Genomic DNA, 20730 nt, shown 5'->3' on the forward strand with positions numbered 1-20730 from the left:
GCTTCGCTCGGTCAGGGAACCCTGACGGCGTGGGCCCACTCACCGTCTCCGCACAAGAACCGGTCCAGCTTCGGCTGGGCCGGTTTTTTGTGCCACAAACCACTCGCGGCCCGCTTTTCCCGCCTACGCGCCCGGCGTCGGCGGGCGTGGCAGACTGATGCCATGCTGCTAGACGAGCTCGTGAAAACCACGGATGCCGTCGCGTCGACCCGCTCCCGACTCGCGAAGATCGACGCACTGGCCGACCTGCTGCGCCGGCTCGAGCCCGTGGACATCGCGGCCGCCGTCGGCTTGCTCATCGCCAAGCCGCGACAGGGCCGTGTTGGGATCGGCTGGCGCGGTATGACAGCAGCCATGGGGGAGCCGGCCGCCGAACCGAGCCTGACCGTCGCCGACCTCGACGCTGCGCTGGACCGGCTGCTTGTCACCGCAGGCGCTGGATCAGCCGCGGAGCGCGCCGCGACCCTCCGGATGCTCACCGCGGCAGCCACCGAGCGCGAGCAGGCCTTCATCGCCGGCGTGCTGCTCGGCGAACTGCGAACCGGCGCGCTCGAGGGGGTGCTGACGGATGCCGTTGCCCGCGCCGCCGACCGGCCCGTCGACGCCGTACGCCGCGCGGCGATGCTCTCTGGCGATCTCGGCGGGACCGCCCTGCTTGCGATCACGGGAACGGCGGCCGAGCTCGACGCCGTCGGCCTCGTCGTCGGCCGTCCCGTGCAGCCCATGCTCGCCGCAACCGCGGCCAGTGCCAGCGTGGCGCTGGAGGTGACGGGGGAAGCATCCGTGGAATACAAGCTCGACGGAGCGCGCATCCAGGTGCATCGCGTCGGCGACGAAGTTCGCATCTACACCCGCACCCTGGCCGACGTGACCCACCGGCTGCCCGAGGTGGTGGAGGTGGTGCGAGGGCTGCCGGTGCGCGATGTGATCCTCGACGGCGAGACCCTCGCCCTCGACGAGGCCGGCGGCCCGCGACCGTTCCAGGAGACCATGTCGCGGTTCGGGGCGGATGCGGCGCGCGCCACGGTGCTGCATCCCTGGTTCTTCGACGTGTTGCACATCGACGGGCGCGACCTGCTCGACGAACCGCTGGCGACGCGCCTCGGCGTGCTGGAGCGCATCGCCCCTGAGCACCGGATCCCGGGGGAGATCACGGCGGACGCGGCCGTTGCCGAGAGAGTGTCGCGTGATGCGCTCGCCGCGGGCCACGAGGGCGTGGTGGTGAAGGCGGTCGGATCGGCCTACGCGGCCGGGCGGCGTGGCTCCAACTGGATCAAGGTGAAGCCGGTGCTCACGTACGACCTGGTGGTGCTCGCCTGCGAGTGGGGGTCAGGCCGGCGGACAGGGCTGCTGTCGAACCTGCACCTCGGAGCCCTCGACCCGGCCGGCGAGTTCGGCGAACCCGGCGGCTACGTGATGGTGGGCAAGACATTCAAGGGCCTAACCGACGCGATGCTGCGCTGGCAGACCGAGATCTTCCAGGAGCTCGAGGTGCGGCGCACGGCGGGCACAGTCTGGATCGAGCCAGTCACCGTGGTCGAGGTCGCGATCGATGGCGTGCAGCGTTCCTCGCGCTATCCGGGCGGAATCGCGCTGCGATTCGCACGCGTCAAGCGCTACCGCGACGATAAGACGGCGGCGGAGGCCGACACCATTCAGACGCTGCGCGCGCTGCTGCGTTCGTAGTTGTGCCGCTTCTCCACCGGGCGTACCGTGGCGCTTAAGTACCGCCGCACCCAGCGTGCGCGGGCCAACAGGTTGGGCGGTTGGTGTCCGAAAGGGGCCAGATGTCAGCTGAAACAGGCATTGACCAGGGCAGGTCAGCCTTCCAGAAACATCGCTGGACCGAGGCATATCAGACTTTCCGTGAAGCCGATAAGCGTGGCGGGTTGCCGGCTGCCGACCTCGAACGGCTGGCTACGGCCGAGATCCTGACCGGGGAAAGCACCACAGGACTGGAGACCCTCACCCGTTCTCACGAGGAGTACCTTGTGATGGGCGACGCCGAGAGTGCCGCACGGTGCGCGGGCTGGATGGGCATGCAACTGATGTTCCTTGGGGAGCAGGCTCGGGCCGGAGGGTGGTTTGCCCGCGGCCAGCGGCTCGTGGATGAACTGGCCGAGCCCAGCGCAGTCCAGGGCCTGCTGCTTGTGCCGATGGGCCTGGGCAAACTTTACGGCGGTGATCCGGCGGGCGCCTTGCAGGTTTTCTCCCGCGTTGCCGAATTCGGCCAGCGGTTCCACGACAAGGACCTGTCCGCGCTGGGCCTCCTCGGCACAGGCCAGGCCACGCTGATGCTTGGTCACCCTGAGAAGGGACTCAAGATGTTCGACGAGGTCATGGTGGCCGTCACGGCAGGTGAACTCTCCCCGATCCCGTCGGGGATTATCTACTGCGCAGTCATCGGCAACTGCCACCTGGTCTTCGATCTGGAGAGGGCCTTGGAATGGACGGCTGCCCTGGATCGCTGGTGCCGTGCACGCCCTGACATGGTGTCCTTCAGCGGCCAGTGCCAGTCGCACCGCGCCGAACTCTTCATGCTCCATGGGGCCTGGGCCGAGGCACTGATGGCGGCTGCGGCTGCCCAGGGACTTGCCGTAAGGGGTGATCCCCAGGCGCTTTACGGAGGCTACTACCAGCAGGGGGAGGTGGAACGGCTGAGTGGCAAACTGGACGACGCCGAAGCTTCCTATCGGCAGGCTGCCCGGTCCGGCTATGAGCCACAGCCTGGCCTCGCTCTGGTCTGGCTGGCCCGCGGTGATGCGCAGCAGGCACAAGCGATGATCCGGAGGGCAGCTGGCGCGGCAGACACCGCTACCCGCCGGAACATGTTGCCGGCACTGGTGGAGATCGAGCTGGCCGCCTCCGACCTGGAAGCCGCGCGGCGAGGTGTTCAGGAGCTGCAAGCCCTGGCCAGTGAATGCCCTATGCCCATGATCCGGGCCGTTGCCGGCCAGGCGGCCGGCGCGGTCCGGCTGGCCGGCGGCGACCCCTCCGCTGCCCTGAAACCGCTCCGGGAGGCGTGGAGACTGTGGCAGGAGCTCGGTGTCCCGTACGAAGCGGCGCGCTGCGAGGCGTTGGCCGGCAGCGCCTGCCGCGCACTTGGCGATGAAGCCTCGGCGCTGATGTACCTGGAGGCGGCCCAGGCTTCGCTCCTGGACCTGGGCGCGGCGCCGGCGGCAACGTGGGCGGCATCCCTGCTGCACGAAGGCATGTTGGGTAGCGGGGCCACGCCAGGCACGGCTGGTCTCCTCACCCGCCGCGAGCTTGAAGTCCTTCAGCTGGTGGCAACCGGAAAGGGCAACCGGGCCATCGCCGGCGAGCTGTACCTGAGCGAAAAGACCGTGGCGCGGCATATCAGCAACATCTTCCTGAAACTGGGCCTGACGTCCCGGGCAGCCGCCACCAGCTATGCCTATGAACACGGACTGACTACATAGAAATACCCAGCCCCATCGTGCATGAAAGTTGCATATTTTGGCCGACGCGGCCGGCAAGGGCACGGCCATAGCCTCAAAGCATGAACCTTCCAGTACTTGCCGGCACACTTTCCACCGTGCTGTTCGCCGTGGGAATGCTGCCGATGCTGGTCAAAGCGGCACGGACCAAGGACCTGGCTTCCTACAGCCTCAGCAACCTGATGCTAACCAACGTGGCCAACGCGGTCCACTCCGTGTACGTTTTCAACCTCCCCGCCGGACCCATCTGGGCCCTGCACCTGGCCTACCTCCTGGCATCCGCGCTGATGCTGGCATGGTGGCTCCGGTACCGGGACGACGGACAGGACAGCCGGGCGGACCAGCCCCCGGAAGGTTCAGCCATCACCATCACCTTGGATACCAAAGGAGAGCAGCCATGAACAACAACGGCGTGACCGGCACGCTGGACACCCTGATCATCGGTGGCGGGCAAGCAGGCCTAGCCCTTGGCCACTACCTGAAACAGCAGAACCGGACGTTCCTCATCCTGGACGCACATCCAAGAACCGGCGACGCCTGGCGCCAGCGGTGGGATTCGCTGCGGGTTTTTACGCCCGCAAAATACGACGGACTGCCCGGAATGCCGTTCCCGGCGGACCCGCTGTCCTTCCCCAGCAAGGATGACGTTGCCGGATACCTTGAGGGCTACGCCGCAAAGTTCGACCTGCCCGTCCTCAACAGTGTGCGGATCGAACACCTGTGGCGGGACGGGAACCGGTTTGTCGCCGCTTCCAACGGCCGGCGTTGGGAGGCGCACAACGTGGTGGTGGCCACCGGCTGCAGCCAAGCGCCGAAGCTACCGGACTTCGCTGCGGAACTGAACGCCGCCGTTGTCCAGTTTCATTCCAGTGAATACCGCAACCTGGGGCAGCTGCAGGAGGGCCCCGTCCTGGTAGTAGGGCTGGGGAACTCGGGAGCGGAGATTGGCCTTGAAGTGTCCCGGACGCATCCCACCATCGTGGCCGGCAAGCCCGGCGGTGAGATTCCCGTCAAGCACGGCCCGACGGCGGCACGGTACTTCCTGCCCGTGGTGCGGTTCGTCGGACTCCACGTCCTCACCCTCAACAACCCGATCGGCCGCAAAGCTGCACCGGCCTTCACGGCCCACGCGGCGCCCCTGATCAGGACAAAGTCCAAAGACCTGGCCGCCGCTGGCGTCAGGCGCGTGCCGCGGATTGCCGGGGTGGAGAATGGGCTGCCGGTGCTCGCGGACGGGACCCGGCTGGAGGTTTCAAACGTAATCTGGTGCACCGGGTTCCGGGATGACTTCGGCTGGATGGATCCGGTAATGCTCGACGGCGGCGCGCTGCCCAGGCAGCGGCGCGGCGTGGCACTGGATACCCCTGGGCTGTTCTTCCTGGGCCAGGAATTTATGTACGCGGCGGCGTCGGCAACGCTGCCCGGGGCATGCCGTGATGCGCGCTATCTGGCGGGCCGGATCCCGGTTCCGGTCACCCGCGAGTCCGCGTCAGCTGCCATCTGAGGCGCCGGGCGGCGGCTTCGGGCAAGCGCCGGGAAACCAGCCGGTAGAAGAACAGCACCAGAACTGCCGCCGCCACGATGCCCATCAGGTTGAGCGCCAGCTGCAGGGCCGACCCCGTTGCTTTCTCAAACTCGCCCAGCACGAGTGCTACGGCCACAAACCCGGCAGCAGGAACTGTGGTCACGGAGATGAAGACACCGATGAGTGCCGCTGACCGCCGGCTGATGACGGACAGCATGCCCGCCGTGCCGGCCAGAACGGCCACGATCAGGGAATAGGGTCCCGGGTGGTAAATGAACTCCACCGCAGACCCTGTGTCCAGGGTGTTGTCCGCGAAGAGGCCCAGTGCCGCGGAGACCCACGTGGTCAAGGCCGCCAGCAGCATGGCCAGCGGGAATCCCACACCAAGCGCCAGGGCAGCACGCCGGCCGAGTGCCCACTGGCGCCGGGCCAAGGCCACTGCCAGCGCCGCCAGGGGGCCGAACTCCGGCCCCACGGCCATCGCCCCCACGATGGCAATGGTGGAATTCGTCACGATGCCGATGGCGGCGAGCTGTGTGGCCAGTATCAGGAAGGCAAGGTAGCTCCACGTGAGCCGGGAGTCCTCGCCCGTCTGGCGGGTGACCTCGTCCCAGATCAAGGCGTCTGCGCCGTCTCCGGGGGCAGACGCCTCCGCTTTGTCCGCGCGCCGGGACAGGACGAGTTCCGGCATGGAGATGGCAATGGATCCCACCTCCTGCGCCTTCAGGACGTGGAGTTTCTCAAGCAGTTCCTCCACCGCTTCCCGGGCAACCTGGACGTCGATGACATCGCCCCGCGGCGACACGGATGCTCCCGGAAAGAGCGCTACCTCGGCGGTTCCGGTTTGCTCTTTGCAAGCGTCCAGCGTCACTGCCGACAGTTCACTGGGCACACAGATCCGCAGCTGCACAATCACTCGGTCTCCCTTCGCTGGCCTGTGGCCAGCATAGTTTGTGGCATGCGCCGACGGGGCTCGAAGGCCGCCGTTGATTGGCCATCGGCCGTGCGGCTCCGTAGGCTTGATGCTTTGCTTACCCGCTTGGAGAGGTCCTCTGTGTCGAGTGCACCAGTCGAGGCTGCCCCGCCCACTGCGCTGGACGCAAAGACCGGCGAGCGGAAGCCTGCCCGGAAGCCGACCTTCCGTCCCGAAGTCCAAGGCCTCCGCGCGCTCGCCGTCCTGATGGTGGTGACCTATCATGTGTGGCTTGGCCGGGTGTCCGGCGGGGTGGATATCTTCCTCCTGATCTCGGCCTTCCTGCTGACGCTGTCCTTCGTCCGTAAGGTGGAGGCCGGCGCGTCCCTCAATCTCCTCCGGCACTGGCTGCACCTTTTCAAGCGGCTGCTGCCGGCCGCCGTCGTGGTGATCCTCGGGGTCCTGGCAGGCACGTGGCTGGTCCTCCCGCAAGGCCGCTGGCCTGTCATCCTGGACCAGGCCTGGGCCGCGCTGCTGTACCGGCAGAACTGGCTGCTGGCGGACACCGCCGTGGACTACTACGCCCAGGACCACACCGCGGCGAGCCCCCTGCAGCACTTCTGGTCCCTGTCCATCCAAGGACAGGTCTTTATCCTGTGGCCTCTCGTCTTCGCCGCTTCCGCTGTTGTGTGGCGGCTCCTCCGGCACCGGTACAACGCCAGCTATCGGGCCGTGGTGGCAGCCGCGTTCGCAGGCATCCTGGTTGCCTCGCTCGCGTTTTCGATTGACCAGACGGCCACCAACCAGGCGTACGCCTACTTCGACACGCGGACGCGGCTCTGGGAGTTCGCGCTGGGCTCGCTGCTGGCACTTGGCCTGCCGCACCTGAAACCCGGGAAACTCCTGCGTGTGGTGCTCGGCTGGGCCGGCCTGGTGGCCATGGTCTCCTGCGGTCTGCTGCTGACCGTGGACCGGGCGTTCCCCGGATTCGTGGCACTGTGGCCCACGCTGGCTGCCGCGGCGATCATTGTGGCCGGGCAGAGCGGGAGCCGGTTTGGTGTGGACCGCCTCCTGAGCTGGAAGCCGCTGGTTTCCCTGGGGGACAACTCCTACGCCCTCTATTTGTGGCACTGGCCCGTCCTGGTGCTTGCGCTGGCCGCTACCGGCGTCGAGGCACCCACCCTCATCCAGGGCGCCGCGATCATCGCCGCCTCGGTGGTCCTGGCCGTCCTGACCACCCGCTTTGTGGAAAAACCCCTCCGGGAGTGGCGCTGGCCGCAGGTGCGCACCTGGCGCACCGCCGTCGTCGTAGTTGCCTGCTGCGCCCTGCTGGCCGGACCCGTGGCGGTCTTGCAGACGAGCCTCACCGCGGAGGAAGCCGCCACCGCCGCCCAGCCCCGCGAGCTGACGCCGGGAGCTGCCCTGCTGACCCCGGGTAACGCCGGAGCACCGGCACCGCAGGGCAGGATCATTCCTGGGCCCACCGCCCTGGACAACGACTGGGCCGGAATCCACCAGGCCTGTACGGGAGGGAATGCCACCGGGGACCCTGTTCTTGAAGGCTGCCGGCAGGCCCTCCCCGAAGGCGAACCCACCAAACGGATCGTTGTGCTGGGCGATTCCCATGCCCAGCAGTATCTGGCCGCCTTGGCACCCATCGCGGAAGCCCGCGGCTGGGAGCTGGTCACCCTGCTGATGCCGGCCTGCCGGTTCGGGGCCGAATCCGAGACCCGGACTGCCGAATGCAACGCCTACAACCGGGCCAGCGCAGCGTACGTGCTGGAGCACCGGCCGGATGCCGTCTTCACCGTGGCCACCCTGACCCATGAGGACGACCCGTTCGAGACCGAGGTGCCGGCCTACCTCGAAGGCATCCAGCCCATTGCGGATGCCGGCATCGAGATCGTCGGCATCCGGGACAACCCGCGCTTCACCATCAACATGCCCGAGTGCGTCCAGCGCCACAGTGCGGACGCCGCGGCGTGCAACCCGCCGCTGAACGAATCCCTGGTGGAGCCCTCGCCGCTGGAGAGTTACCGCGGGAAGGTGGACGGGCTGCACCTGATGGACCTGAGCGATTTCATCTGCGCCGGCGGTATCTGCCCGGCCGTGGTAGGCAACGTCTACGTGTACAAGGACGACAACCACCTGAGCCGGACGTATGTGGAAAGCATGATTCCCATGTTTGAGGAGCGGCTGCTGGCGGCGACGGGCTGGAACTGACACGCGGCTTTCGGTTATTGGGTGCCGTTGCTCACAATGTGCTCCCGGAATAGGGGGATCGGCGTGGAGGTTCTAATATTTACTCAAAGCTTTCTGCGCGGTGACCGCGCATGAGGCACCCGAATGTACTAAGGCCCTGCACGGACCAGTCCCGTAATGACGGGCTGGTCATTAGCTGCAACCCCTACCCGTGAACCCGTAACCAAGGTAAGAGGCGCACTCATGACCCAGCCCGAGCACAATCCTTTCGGCTTTATCGGCCTGACCTACGACGACGTCCTGCTCCTTCCGGGCCACACGGACGTCATCCCGTCCGAGGCTGACACGTCTTCGCGGATTTCCAAGCGGATCACCGTTCACACACCGCTGCTGTCCGCCGCCATGGACACGGTCACCGAATCCCGGATGGCCATTGCCATGGCTCGCCAGGGCGGCCTGGGCGTCATCCACCGCAACCTGTCCATCCAGGACCAGGCCGACCAGGTGGACCGCGTGAAGCGCAGCGAATCCGGGATGATCACCAACCCGCTGACCATCGGCCCCGAGGCCACGCTGGCCGAACTGGACGAGATCTGCTCGCAGTACCGGGTCTCCGGCCTCCCCGTGGTGGACGAGGGCATGCGGCTCCTCGGTATTGTCACCAACCGCGACACCCGCTTTGTGCCCGAAGCCGACTTCCCGCTGCGGCTGGTCAGCGACGTGATGACCAAGATGCCGCTGATCACCGGGCACGTAGGCATCAGCCGTGAGGAAGCCTCCCACAAGCTGGCCACGAACAAGATCGAAAAGCTTCCGCTCGTTGACGAGCAGGGCCGGCTCAAGGGCCTCATCACCACCAAGGACTTCACCAAGGCCGAGCAGTACCCGCTGGCCACCAAGGACGATGAGGGCCGGCTCCGCGTCGGTGCCGCCATCGGCTTCTTCGGTGACGGCTGGGGACGCGCCATGGCACTGGTCGACGCCGGAGTCGATGCACTGTTCGTTGACACGGCCAACGGCCACTCCCAGGGTGTGCTGGACATGATCCGCCGCCTGAAGTCCGATCCCGTAGCAGCGCACGTGGACATCATCGGCGGCCAGGCTGCCACCCGCGAAGGTGCCCAGGCCCTGATCGACGCCGGTGCCGACGGCATCAAGGTGGGCGTGGGCCCCGGCTCCATCTGCACCACCCGCGTGGTGGCCGGCGTGGGCGTCCCGCAGATCACCGCCATTTACGAGTCCGCCAAGGCAGCCATCCCGGCCGGCGTTCCGTTGATCGCCGACGGCGGCCTGCAGTACTCGGGCGACATCGGCAAGGCGCTGGTTGCCGGCGCCGACACCGTCATGCTGGGTTCCCTCCTGGCCGGTTGCGACGAGTCCCCGGGCGAGCTCATCTTCGTGAACGGCAAGCAGTTCAAGAGCTACCGCGGCATGGGCTCGCTGGGCGCCATGCAGTCCCGCGGCAAGAACACCTCCTACTCAAAGGACCGTTACTTCCAGGCGGACGTCTCCGGTGATGACAAGCTCATCCCCGAGGGCATCGAAGGCCGCGTCGCCTACCGCGGCCCGCTCGCCTCGGTGGCGTACCAGCTGGTGGGCGGCCTCCGCCAGACCATGTTCTACACCGGTGCGCCCACCATCCCGGAGCTCAAGGTCCGCGGCAAGTTCGTCCGCATCACCCCGGCCGGCCTCAAGGAATCGCACCCGCACGACATCCAGATGACCGTGGAGGCGCCGAACTACGGTTCGCGCTAATCCCCGGCGGTTGGAGCCATGTCCCAACCACGCCATCCCGCCGAACTGAACCCAAAAAAGGACCCTCAGCGGCGGTTGGCGCTGAGGCCCTACGCCCGGGCCGTGGCGCAGGTGCTGCGGGTCAGCTTCCGGGCCTCGCCAGCCGCCGTCGTTATGAAAGTAGTCGGTTCGCTCATTTCGGCGACGCTGCCTTTGGTGACCACGTACTTCGCAGCGCTGACCACCACGGCCCTGGCGGCCGCCTACGCCGGTGATTCCGCAGCAGGCCAACAGGCCATTGTGTACGTCATCATCACGGCTGCCCTGGGGCTCTTGTGGGGCGGCTTCAGCAGCGTGGACCGCTACATCCAGCAGCTCATGAGCTTCAAGGTGGGCGCCATCGTGGGCGACCAGATGTACGAGCGCTTCCTGGCGCTGGAGTTCTGGCGCTATGACGATAAGCAAACCGTGGACCTCTACGACCGGGCCAAACGGTTTTCCGATTCCTATGCCCGCGTGCTGGACAGGATCGCGGCTATCTTCACCCAGTTGGTCTCCGTGATCCTGGCCGTGGGCGCCCTGCTGCTGGTCAGCTGGTGGATCGCCGTGATTGTCCTGGTGGCGATTGTGCCCAGCGTCTACCTGCAGTTCAAGCTCTCGCGCGAACAGATCGCCCACTGGAACACCCAGGTGGACTCCCGCCGGCAACGCCGGATGATCGAAACCAACCTGCTCCGCCCCCAGCACATCGCCGAAATGCGGCTCTACGGGATCGTGGGCTACCTGATGGACCTCCGTTCCCAGCTGCGCGATGCTGACGAGCGGCGCCGCCTGCACTTCCAGAAGCGCTACATCCCCAAGCAGCTCGCCGCCGATGCCCTGCAGTACGGCGCCGAGGTGATCTCCCTGATCTGGGTGGTGGGCCAGATCATCGCCCGTGCCCAGCCCGTTGGCCAGTTCCTCTATGTCCAGCAGATCGTCAGCCGCGCACTGTCCACAGCCAACAGCCTGGTGTCCTCCCTCAGTTCGATCGACGAGGATCTCGCCAACCTCAAGGACTACGAGCTGTTCATGGCAATGCCGGTTCATTCGGACCATTCACCGCCGCTGCTCCAGGCGCCCAAAACTGTGGAACTGCGGGACATCCGCTTCACCTACACGGGCGGCGACACCGAGGTGATCCGCGGCATCAGCATGACCATCCGCGAAGGCCAGCACATCGCCGTCGTGGGTGAGAACGGGGCGGGAAAGTCCACACTGATCCGGATCCTCGCCGGCCTCTACCGCCCGGATTCCGGGCAGGTAATGCTCGACGGCGTCGACCTCGCCGCCGTCGACGTTAAGTCCTGGCACCGCCACCTGGCCGTCCTGAGCCAGGAATTCCTCAAGTACGAATTCGCCACGGCTGCCGACAACATCCGCTTTGGCGACGTGGACCCGCCCCGTGACGACGAACGGATCCGCCAGGCAGCCAGCGACGCCGAAGCGTTGGAGTTCATCAACAAGCTGCCCAACGGCCTGGACAACTATGTCAGCAACTGGATGGAGGATCCGCGCGGCCGGAAGGGGAGCGGGCTCTCCGGCGGCCAGTGGCAGCGGCTCGCGATGGCCCGGAATTTCTACCGCAACGCCACCTTCATGGTCATGGACGAGCCGACGTCCGCTATCGACGCACTGGCCGAGCACCGGATCTTCACCCGGCTTTTCGCGGACCGCAGCAGCACCATCATTGCCATCAGCCACCGGCTTGCCACCATTGAGAAGGCCGACATTGTCTACATGCTCGAGGACGGGCGGATTGTGGAACAGGGCACCCACAAGGAACTGGTGGCGCTGCGGGGCCGCTACTTCAGGATGTTCGAATCCCAGCTGACTGTGGAGGAGGCCGAGGGCGTCTGACGACGGCAGGGCCTAGGGTCACGCACTCCACGCAGGAACCGCCGGCCGCGCTGCAAGGCGTGGCCGGAGGTCCCGGATTCGTGTGGCCCCGAGGCTAAGAGGTGGTCACCGCTGTGTCGTCGAGGTAGAAGTACGTCCCCAGCGACGAGTCCTCAACACCCAGGAAGCGCAGGGTCACGCTCTTGCCCTTGTAGGCGGAGAGGTCCAGCTGCTTCTGCAGATAGCCGGCGGACTCGTTGAGATTGGAGTAAGTGGCCAGCGTGGTGGTCACACCGTTGCTGACCGCCTGAACCCTCAGGGTGTCATAGGCCGCGCTGGATGTGGTCTCGTCCGACTGCACCTTCAGGTAGAAGGACAGTGACGCGGTGGCCACCGTGGACGGGACTGCAAACGCCTGGTCGAGGATGTAGGACGTTGCCTGGCCCCAGCCGTTGAGGCCGGCGAAGCCGGAACCGGTCCTGGCATTCGTTCCGGTCTCGAACGTGTCGGCGTGGTCAGAGGTCCAGGAGGCTGCGCCCGATTCGAAGCCCGGGTTCAGCAGCAGGTTGCCGGACGGCGGGGGAGTGACCCCGCCCAGCAGGCCCATGGTCTTGGTGGCGTCCGAAAGCCCTGTGCCGCAGCCCGTGGTGCAGCCGCCCGGCATTGCCCGGGTTCCCTGCTTGAGCGTGGACTCCACCTGGGCCGGGGTAAGCGTGGACGATTTGGACTTCATGAGTGCGGCCAGCCCGGCCACGTGCGGAGCTGCCATGGACGTTCCCTGGTAGCTGGCGTAGCCGGCGGAGCCCGGTGTGGAGGTACCGGTATTGATAGTGGAGAGGATTCCGCCGCCCGCTACACGGACGTCGCCGCCGGGTGCGGTCAGGTCAACCGTGGAGCCGTAGTTGGAGTAGTAGGAGAGGCTGCCGCTCGGGTTGCTGGCGGCCACGCTCACAACGCTGTTGCAGTTGGCCGGGCGGAATCCGGAAGCATCCTGGTTGCTGTTGCCGGCCGCCACCACCACGGTGGCTCCCCGCGAAACTGCGGAGTTGATGGCTGCCTGGTACGTGCTGCCGCAGGCACCGGACCCGCCCAGGCTCATGTTGATGACCGTGGCGGGATTGGCGTTGGCCGGGATGCCCGGGACGGTGCCGCCGGCTGACCAGATAATCGCATCGGCAATGTCGGACAGTGACCCGCCGCACTTGGCCAGGACGCGTACCGGCACCACTTTGGCGTTGGGTGCGACGCCCGCCACGCCGGCGGCATTGCCGGTCACGGCTGCAACGGTGCCGGCGACGTGCGTGCCGTGCCAAGAGCTGTTGCCGGCTGTCGACTGGCCGCACTCGCCGGCGGCGTACCAGTCGCCCTGGTCCTGCGCATTCGCGTCCCGTCCGTTGCCGTCACGCGCTGCCGTGGCGTCGGAGACGAAGTCGTAGCCCGGCAGCACATTCACGTCGAGGTCCGGATGGGCCGTGATTCCGGTGTCGATCACGGCCACCGTCACGCCGGTGCCGGTAGCAACGTCCCAAGCCCCGGGGACCCGCATGCCGTTGGTGCCAGTGAAATCCCATTGCTCGCCATAGCGTGGGTCGTTGGGCGTGAGAGCCACCGTCATGCGGGCGTCAGGTTCGACGTAGTCGACCGATCCGGACTCCGCAATCTCGGCCATGAAGTCTTCGGCAGCCTGCCCGGACAGGGCCCTGTCCGCCTCGATCAGCGTTCCGCCGGTGGCCAGGGCGCGGAGTTCCTGCACCTTCACGCCCTGTGACTTGGCTGCTTTGCCCCAGGCATTGGCGCGGCCGTTCGGGGTGGCGTTCGCCGTGGTCTCCTTGAATTCGACGATGAACTTCGTGTAGGCCTCTCCGGCGGCCACGTCGTGCACCGCAGTGCCTTGGACGGCGGCCGGCCCGGCTGCAGTGCGGTCACCGTCTTCGGGGGTGGCGAAGACCGGCGAACCGGCGAAGGCCAGGGTGCCGACTGCTGCGGCGAGCGACAGGGCCAGGATGCGGTGGCGCCTGATTGATGAACGTCCCATAGGAGCTTCTTTCTCGGAACGGGCACAGGTGTGGCCCGTATGAAGGGGAGTGATGGGTGGTCACGTGGTGGATCAGGTGGTAACCGAGAGTAAACATAAAGCTATTTTCAAAACTTGTAAATGGTTGACAAAACATGTCAATAAAGTGTGGACTATCAGTTTCAGGATGAACCTAAGAGGAGGCGCCCCACCGCATCCCACGTGGTCAAGTAAAGTGGTCACGTGACTTACGAGATCGAGATTGGCCGTGGCAAGCGTGGGCGTCGTGCCTACTCCCTGGATGACATTGCGATTGTCCCTAACCGTCGTACCCGCGACCCCAAGGACGTGTCGGTCTCCTGGCAGATCGATGCCTACAAGTTCGACATGCCCGTGATTGCAGCCCCGATGGACTCGGCCATGTCCCCGGAGACGGCCATCTCCTTGGGCCGGCTCGGCGGGCTCGGCGTGCTGGACCTTGAGGGCCTCTGGACCCGCTACGAGGACCCGCAGCCCATCCTTGACGAGATCGGCGCCCTCGAAGACGAGGTCAACAGCCCCGCCGTGACCGGCCGTATGCAGGAGCTCTACCGCGCTCCCATCCAGCCGGAACTGATCACGTCCCGCCTGGCGGAGATCCGCGCCGCCGGCGTGACGGTGGCCGGCTCGCTGACCCCGCAACGCACGCAGGAACACTACAAGACCGTGGTGGCTGCCGGCGTCGACATCTTTGTGATCCGCGGGACCACCGTGTCAGCCGAGCACGTCTCGAAAGACCATGAACCCCTGAACCTCAAGCAGTTCATCTACGAACTGGACGTCCCCGTGATTGTGGGCGGCGCGGCCGGCTACACGCCCGCCCTGCACCTGATGCGCACCGGAGCCGCCGGCGTCCTGGTCGGCTTCGGCGGCGGAGCCACCGCCACCACGCGGCGCGCCCTGGGGATCCACTCGCCCATGGCCTCCGCCATCTCCGACGTCGCGGCCGCCCGCCGTGACTACATGGATGAATCCGGCGGACGGTACGTCCACGTAATTGCCGACGGCGGCATGGGCACCTCGGGTGACATCGTCAAGGCAATTGCCATGGGCGCCGACGCCGTGATGCTGGGCAGCGCCCTCGCCCGGGCCGAAGAGGCACCCGGCAAGGGCTGGCACTGGGGCCAGGAGGCCCACCACCTCGAACTGCCCCGCGGAGACCGCGCCAACGTCGGCACCGTCGGACCTCTCGAAGAGGTGCTCTTCGGGCCCGGCCACCACACCAACGGCACATCCAACCTGATCGGCGCACTCCGCCGTTCGATGGCGACCACCGGCTATTCGGACCTGAAGGAATTCCAGCGCGTCGACGTCGTAGTTTCTCCGTACACGGGTAACTGACGGCCTCTAACTGACGGGCGGCCGACGCCGCTGACGTCGTCCGGAGCGCCTCCCTCGTGGAACCTGCCCTGCCCAACTGTGCGGCAAGGAAGTACTGTGGTTTTACCACCGGCAGCAGCGGCAAGGGAGGCGTTCCGTGAACACTGTTCCAAACGAAGGCGGGGTCCTGGGGCCTGCGGCCAGGGAAGCATCGATCGCCAGGCTCAGGGCCACCTCGGAACCCGGCAACGAACTGGACATCCTGATCGTCGGCGGCGGCATCGTGGGCGCCGGTGCGGCGCTGGATGCCGTGACCCGCGGCCTCACCGTGGGGATCGTGGAGGCCAGCGACTGGGCCGCCGGCACGTCGTCACGGTCATCCAAGCTGATCCACGGCGGCCTGCGCTACTTGGAGATGCTGGATTTTGGGCTGGTTAAGGAAGCGCTGCACGAACGTGGCCTGATTCTTTCGGTCCTGGCCCCGCACCTGGCCCGGCCGGTGCCGTTCCTGTATCCGCTGACCAAACCGTTCTTCGAACGGCCCTATGTGGGGGCCGGGATCGCCCTGTATGACGCCATGTCCATTACGGGCGGGCACAGCCGCGGCGTGCCGTTCCACAAACACCTCAGCAGGCGGGGCACGCTGAGGGCCGCCCCCAGCCTGAAAAAAGACGCCTTTGTGGGCTCCATCCGCTACTACGACGGCCAGGTGGATGACGCCAAGTACGTGGCAAACCTCGTCCGGACGGCGGTGCACTACGGCGCCCATGCGGTGAACCAGATGGCGGTGGTGGACTTCCTGCGTGAAGGTGAGCGCGTGGTGGGGGCCAAAGTGGTCAACCACGAAGACGGTTCGAAATTCAACATCAAAGCCAAGCAGGTCATCAACGCCACCGGGGTGTGGACCGATGAAACCCAGGCCATGGTCACCGACCGCGGGCAGCTGAAGGTCCGGGCGTCCAAGGGCATCCACCTCGTAGTGCCCCGCGACCGGTTCCAGTCCACGGTGGGGCTGATTCTCCGCACCGAAAAGTCCGTGCTGTTCGTTATTCCGTGGGGCCGGCACTGGATCATCGGCACCACGGACACCGACTGGAACCTCGACAAGGCCCACCCGGCGGCCTCCAGCAAGGACATCGACTACATCCTCGAGCACGTCAACCGGGTCCTGAAACGCCCGCTGACCAGGGAGGATGTTGAAGGCGTCTACGCCGGACTGCGCCCGCTCCTGGCGGGGGAGAACGATTCCACGGCGAAACTGTCCCGTGAACACATCGTGGCCCACCCCGTACCGGGCCTGGTGGTGGTGGCCGGCGGCAAATGGACCACCTACCGGGTTATGGCCAAGGACGCCGTGGACGAGGCCACCCGCACCATGGATGAGCGGGTCCCGGCGAGCTGTACCGAAACCATCCCGCTGCTCGGTGCCAGCGGCTTCAAGGCTGCATGGAACCGCAGGAGCAGGACCGCTGAAGAGTCCGGCGTGCACGTGGCCCGGGTAGAGCACCTGCTCAACCGTTACGGGTCCATGACTCCGGAGGTGCTGGACATCATCGCCCGGAATCCTGAATTGGCGGAGCCGTTGCCCGGTGCTGACGACTACCTGCAGGCCGAAGCCGTCTACGCCGCAACCCACGAGGGCGCCCGGCACGTCCATGACGTCCTGACCCGGCGGACCCGCATCTCCATCGAGGCCTGGGACCGTGGCGTGTCGGCGGTGCCGGTTGTCGCTAAACTGATGGGCGAAGTCCTTGGCTGGAGCGATGTGCAGCGCGAAAGCGAAATAAAGCACTACATAGCACGCGTTGAAGCTGAACGGCTGAGCCAGCAGCAGCCGGATGACGAATCCGCCGACGCCGCACGGCTGGGCGTGGAGGACATCGTCCCTTTGCGCTGAGGCGGCACCGCACACCAGCAATTCTCCTGACTGAAGGGACACGCCTTGGCGGAACCACTTGACCGGTACGATGCCGATCTCACCACCTCCGATTTGGTGATTCTGGAGTTGGAGGCAACGGACAAGTCGGACGCCGCGGCGCAACTGGCAGAACGCCTCTTCGCCGCCGGGCGGGTCACGGACTTGCCGCGGTTCCTGGAGCACGTCAACGCCCGCGAACACCAGCTCGCCACCGGCCTGCCGGGCGGGATCGGGCTCCCGCACGCCCGCAGCGAGTTCGTCTCGCGGACGTCCATCGCCGTGGGCATCACCAAGTACGGCCACTCCCTGGACTTCGGTGCCGCCGACGGTCCGGCCACGGTTATTCTGCTGATCGCCACCCCTGCAAGCTCGTTTTCCGATCATCTGGAAGTCCTGGCCACCCTGGCTCGCTCCCTGTCCAAGGAGTCCTTCCGGGAGTCGCTGCGGCGGGCCTACGATGCCGAAGTCATCGCCGAGCTCATCAACTCCAGCCTGGTGTTCTTCGACCATTGAGTGGGGCAGGCCCTTTCGTGTCGACTCCGTCGCCACGTAGGGACCCTGCTGCCCCACTCCAAGGCCGGGACGTACCTGGTCGTTTAGTTGTTCTACAGAGGAACGAAGTACGGTTAACACGTGTGGAAAACAGCCCTTAAGCCCCGATGGATCGCAGGCCTGGTCTTCGCGATCGCGGTCTCAGGGGTGTTTGTCCTGCTCAGCCAGTGGCAGTTCGGTCGGTCCACGCAGCCCGAAGTTGTGGTCAGTCCCGCCACCGAGGACGTCAGGATGCTGACGGAGACGCTTGAGCCCGGAGTCTTCTTCCCCGGTTCAGTGTCAGACCAGATGGTCTCCGCCGAGGGAACCTACGACCCCGCAAAACAGGTCCTGGTGCCAGGCCGCCTGAAGAATGGTGCGAACGGCTACTGGGTGGTTTCCGCCTTCGCCGTGACCGGAGCGCCCGCGCTCACCGGCGTCGCTGCTTCACCCCAGACCTGGATTCCAGTAGCCCGCGGCTGGGTGGCGGATCCCGACGACGCCGGCGCACCGCCGTCGGGCGTTGTGAACCTGACCGGACGGCTGCTGCCGTCAGAATCACCGCTGCCGGCCACCGCACCGGAAGCCGGCCGCGCCTCCGCCGTGTCTGTTGCCGAACTCATCAACTACTGGGACGTCAGCATGTACCCGGGATTCGTGGCCGCAGCTTCCGAACTGGCGTCCGGGTCCGACCTGTCCGCCGCGGCGGTTGATGGTGCCCTGAAGCCCTTGGAAATCGGCCCCCAGCCGCCCGCGCAGCAGGTCAACTGGCTCAATCTCTTCTACTCGCTCGAATGGGTGGTGTTCGCCGGCTTCGCCCTGTTTATCTGGTGGCGCCTGGTCAAGGACGACTATCGGCGGGACCTCGAAGAGGAACACGACGACGATCCTCACCTGGGTACAGCGCCCACCCCAGCAACTTCTGAACAGCTCCAACAAAAGGTAAAGCCATGATCGAACCGAAACCGGCCGTCCAGCAGGATTCTCCGCAGGGCAAGGGCAAGAAGCGCCGCTTCGGCGGTACCGAGCGGCAGATCCGTTCCGCCCTGAAGTTCTACAAGGTGCTGGCGTACCTCACCGGCGCCATGCTGCTGCTGCTCTGCGCCGAACTCATCGCACGTTACGCCTTTGGCCAGTACCTGTTTGCCGGTGGCACCAACGCCGTCACGGGCCAACCGTTCGGCTTGGGTTTCGCCGACGCCGAGCCCAAGGGCGTGGTGGGCGGTGCGAACATCTCCGTCGCCGTGCTGATCGTCCACGGCTGGATGTACGTGGTGTACCTGATCTCCAACTTCCGCCTCTGGACTCTGATGCGGTGGCCGTTCACGAAGCTCGTCCTTCTGGCCCTGGGCGGCGTGGTGCCGTTCCTGTCCTTCGTGGTGGAGAAGAAGTTGCACGCCGAGGTGGAAGCCGAACTGGCCGCGAACCCGCAGGCCGCACAGCGGTACTGAACGCTGCAGCGGTGGGGGAGTCCCGCCGTCGGACGTTCACTGCGTCACACCCACGGTCCTGAATGTGCGGCGGGGCAACCGCGCAAAGTAGGCTAGTACGGTGACTACTCCCACTGCATCCCAGACTTCCCAGAAGCCGGTGCTGGTTGTTGACTACGGTGCCCAGTACGCGCAGCTGATTGCCCGCCGCGTCCGGGAAGCGAATGTGTATTCGGAAGTGGTTCCGCATACCTTCACCACCGAGCAGCTCCTGGCCAAGGACCCCGCCGCCATCATCCTTTCCGGTGGCCCCTCCAGCGTTTACGCGGACGGGGCACCCTCCGTCGGCGCCGACCTCTTTGAGGCCGGAATCCCGGTCTTCGGCATCTGCTATGGCTTCCAGGCCATGGCCAACGCCCTGGGCGGGAAGGTCGACAAGACGGGCCTGCGCGAGTACGGCTCCACCCAGACCACCATCCTCGGCGAGGGCCGCTCCGTCCTCGAGGGGATGCCGCAGCACCAGAACACCTGGATGAGCCACGGCGACTCCGTGCACGAGGCGCCCGAAGGCTTCGAAGTGCTGGCGACGACGGCCGGCGCTGAAGTGGCTGCCTTCGCCAACGAAGAGAAGGCCCTCTACGGCGTGCAGTGGCACCCCGAGGTCAAGCACTCGGCCTATGGCCAGCAGGTGCTGGAAAACTTCCTGTTCAAGGGCGCAAAGCTGGAGCCCAACTGGACCACGGGGAACATCCTCGAGGAGCAGGTGGACCGGATCCGTAAGCAGATCGGCGACGCCCGGGTTATCTGCGGGCTCTCCGGCGGCGTTGACTCCGCCGTTGCAGCGGCACTCGTCCAGCGGGCCGTCGGTGACCAGCTGACCTGTGTGTTCGTGGACCACGGCCTGCTGCGCGAAGGCGAAGCCGAGCAGGTGGAACGCGACTTCGTTGCCGCCACGGGCGTCAAGCTGTATGTAGCCAACGAGCAGGAGCGCTTCCTGTCCGCCCTGGCCGGCGTCAGCGATCCGGAAACCAAGCGCAAGATCATCGGCCGCGAGTTCATCCGCGCGTTCGAAGAGGCCGAGCTGGCCATCATCGCCGAGGCCGCGGCCCATGGCGAGAAGATCAAGTTCCTGGTCCAGGGCACGCTGTACCCGGACGTCGTCGAATCCGGCGGCGGGGAAGGTGCTGCGAACATCAAGAGCCACCACAATGTCGGTGGCCTTCCCGAGGACCTGCAGTTCGAACTGGTGGAACCGCTCCGGGCACTGTTCAAGGACGAGGTCCGCGCCGTCGGCGCCCAGCTGGGCCTGCCGCAGGAAATCGTCGGCCGCCAGCCGTTCCCCGGCCCCGGCCTGGGAATCCGCATCGTCGGCGACATCACGCAGGAGCGACTGGATCTGCTCCGCAAGGCGGACGCCATCGCGCGTGCCGAGCTGACCGCCGCCGGGCTGGACAACGAGGTGTGGCAGATGCCTGTGGTCCTGCTGGCCGACGTCCGCAGTGTGGGCGTCATGGGTGACGGCCGCACCTACGGCCACCCGATTGTGCTCCGCCCCGTTTCGTCCGAGGACGCCATGACGGCGGACTGGTCCCGCCTGCCGTACGATCTCCTGGCCCGGATTTCGAACCGGATCACCAACGAGGTGGAAGGCGTCAACCGCGTGGTGCTGGACGTGACCAGCAAGCCGCCGGGAACCATCGAGTGGGAATAACAGTGTGAGTGGCCGGTCTCCGTCAGCGGAGGCCGGCCATTGCTGTCATCCGTTGAA

General features: G+C 66.3%; 15 protein-coding genes. 13 read left to right on the plus strand and 2 right to left on the minus strand.

What is annotated here, in order from left to right:
- Positions 1 to 162: 162 nt before the first annotated feature.
- The 4 genes from NG697_RS10870 to NG697_RS10885 all read left to right on the plus strand — a co-directional run bounded on the left by NG697_RS10870 (position 163) and on the right by NG697_RS10885 (position 4962).
- The gene (locus NG697_RS10870; RefSeq protein WP_252614188.1) at positions 163 to 1686 is read left to right on the plus strand and encodes an ATP-dependent DNA ligase; all 1524 of its coding nucleotides are present in this window, start codon (positions 163 to 165) and stop codon (positions 1684 to 1686) included.
- A 101-nt stretch (positions 1687 to 1787) separates the two neighbouring features.
- Positions 1788 to 3440, plus strand: a complete 1653-nt coding sequence (locus NG697_RS10875) for a helix-turn-helix transcriptional regulator (RefSeq protein ID WP_252614189.1) — start codon at positions 1788 to 1790, stop codon at positions 3438 to 3440.
- 80 nt (positions 3441 to 3520) lie between these two features.
- Positions 3521 to 3859, plus strand: coding sequence for a hypothetical protein (locus NG697_RS10880; protein WP_252614190.1), 339 nt, complete (start codon positions 3521 to 3523; stop codon positions 3857 to 3859).
- The gene (locus tag NG697_RS10885) at positions 3856 to 4962 is read left to right on the plus strand and encodes a flavin-containing monooxygenase (RefSeq protein ID WP_252614191.1); all 1107 of its coding nucleotides are present in this window, start codon (positions 3856 to 3858) and stop codon (positions 4960 to 4962) included. The genes NG697_RS10880 and NG697_RS10885 overlap by 4 nt, the downstream gene beginning before the upstream one ends.
- Here NG697_RS10885 and NG697_RS10890 read toward each other — a convergent pair.
- Positions 4931 to 5899 (minus strand): DUF389 domain-containing protein, encoded by a 969-nt coding sequence (locus NG697_RS10890; RefSeq protein ID WP_252614193.1) that lies wholly within the window; start codon positions 5897 to 5899, stop codon positions 4931 to 4933. The two genes, NG697_RS10885 and NG697_RS10890, sit on opposite strands and share 32 nt — an antisense overlap.
- Before the next feature lie 177 nt (positions 5900 to 6076).
- Between NG697_RS10890 and NG697_RS10895 the strand changes: the two genes are divergently transcribed.
- From NG697_RS10895 to NG697_RS10905, 3 genes are all read left to right on the plus strand, one after another.
- Complete coding sequence (locus NG697_RS10895; protein ID WP_252614224.1) at positions 6077 to 8119, plus strand: acyltransferase family protein; 2043 nt, start codon at positions 6077 to 6079, stop codon at positions 8117 to 8119.
- A gap of 222 nt (positions 8120 to 8341) precedes the next feature.
- On the plus strand, positions 8342 to 9853 hold the full coding sequence (gene guaB / locus NG697_RS10900; protein ID WP_252614194.1) for an IMP dehydrogenase: 1512 nt from the start codon (positions 8342 to 8344) through the stop codon (positions 9851 to 9853).
- Positions 9854 to 9871: 18 nt separating this feature from the next.
- Positions 9872 to 11731 carry an ABC transporter ATP-binding protein gene (locus NG697_RS10905; protein ID WP_252614199.1) on the plus strand — a complete coding sequence of 620 codons (1860 nt, stop codon included), beginning with the start codon at positions 9872 to 9874 and terminating at the stop codon, positions 11729 to 11731.
- Between the two features lie 94 nt (positions 11732 to 11825).
- Here the strand turns inward: NG697_RS10905 and NG697_RS10910 are convergent, their stop codons facing one another.
- On the minus strand, positions 11826 to 13745 hold the full coding sequence (locus NG697_RS10910) for a S8 family peptidase (protein ID WP_252614201.1): 1920 nt from the start codon (positions 13743 to 13745) through the stop codon (positions 11826 to 11828).
- Between the two features lie 222 nt (positions 13746 to 13967).
- On the opposite strand from NG697_RS10910, the gene NG697_RS10915 reads away from it, so the two are divergent.
- From NG697_RS10915 to guaA, 6 genes are all read left to right on the plus strand, one after another.
- Positions 13968 to 15104, plus strand: a complete 1137-nt coding sequence (locus NG697_RS10915; protein WP_252598341.1) for a GuaB3 family IMP dehydrogenase-related protein — start codon at positions 13968 to 13970, stop codon at positions 15102 to 15104.
- Between the two features lie 136 nt (positions 15105 to 15240).
- Positions 15241 to 16980 (plus strand): glycerol-3-phosphate dehydrogenase/oxidase, encoded by a 1740-nt coding sequence (locus tag NG697_RS10920; RefSeq protein ID WP_252598340.1) that lies wholly within the window; start codon positions 15241 to 15243, stop codon positions 16978 to 16980.
- 45 nt (positions 16981 to 17025) lie between these two features.
- Positions 17026 to 17514 carry a PTS sugar transporter subunit IIA gene (locus NG697_RS10925; RefSeq protein WP_141141159.1) on the plus strand — a complete coding sequence of 163 codons (489 nt, stop codon included), beginning with the start codon at positions 17026 to 17028 and terminating at the stop codon, positions 17512 to 17514.
- A 120-nt stretch (positions 17515 to 17634) separates the two neighbouring features.
- A complete protein-coding gene (locus tag NG697_RS10930) occupies positions 17635 to 18486 on the plus strand; it encodes an SURF1 family protein (RefSeq protein WP_252598339.1) in 852 nt (283 codons plus the stop codon).
- Positions 18483 to 18983, plus strand: coding sequence for a DUF3817 domain-containing protein (locus tag NG697_RS10935; RefSeq protein WP_252598338.1), 501 nt, complete (start codon positions 18483 to 18485; stop codon positions 18981 to 18983). Before NG697_RS10930 ends, NG697_RS10935 begins: the two co-directional genes overlap by 4 nt.
- A gap of 100 nt (positions 18984 to 19083) precedes the next feature.
- Positions 19084 to 20673, plus strand: a complete 1590-nt coding sequence (gene guaA / locus NG697_RS10940) for a glutamine-hydrolyzing GMP synthase (protein WP_252598337.1) — start codon at positions 19084 to 19086, stop codon at positions 20671 to 20673.
- The last annotated feature ends 57 nt before the right edge of the window (positions 20674 to 20730 follow it).

The organism is Pseudarthrobacter raffinosi (assembly GCF_023913835.1).
GTDB lineage: Bacteria > Actinomycetota > Actinomycetes > Actinomycetales > Micrococcaceae > Arthrobacter > Arthrobacter raffinosi.

What these genes read in the sequence shown, in the direction of transcription:
- NG697_RS10870 (WP_252614188.1), top strand. Translation starts at nt 163, where the DNA reads ATGCTGCTAGACGAGCTCGTGAAAACCACGGATGCCGTCGCGTCGACC.
- NG697_RS10875 (WP_252614189.1), top strand. Translation starts at nt 1,788, where the DNA reads ATGTCAGCTGAAACAGGCATTGACCAGGGCAGGTCAGCCTTCCAGAAA.
- NG697_RS10880 (WP_252614190.1), top strand. Translation starts at nt 3,521, where the DNA reads ATGAACCTTCCAGTACTTGCCGGCACACTTTCCACCGTGCTGTTCGCC.
- NG697_RS10885 (WP_252614191.1), top strand. Translation starts at nt 3,856, where the DNA reads ATGAACAACAACGGCGTGACCGGCACGCTGGACACCCTGATCATCGGT.
- guaB (WP_252614194.1), top strand. Translation starts at nt 8,342, where the DNA reads ATGACCCAGCCCGAGCACAATCCTTTCGGCTTTATCGGCCTGACCTAC.
- NG697_RS10905 (WP_252614199.1), top strand. Translation starts at nt 9,872, where the DNA reads ATGTCCCAACCACGCCATCCCGCCGAACTGAACCCAAAAAAGGACCCT.
- NG697_RS10910 (WP_252614201.1), bottom strand. Translation starts at nt 13,745, where the DNA reads ATGGGACGTTCATCAATCAGGCGCCACCGCATCCTGGCCCTGTCGCTC.
- NG697_RS10935 (WP_252598338.1), top strand. Translation starts at nt 18,483, where the DNA reads ATGATCGAACCGAAACCGGCCGTCCAGCAGGATTCTCCGCAGGGCAAG.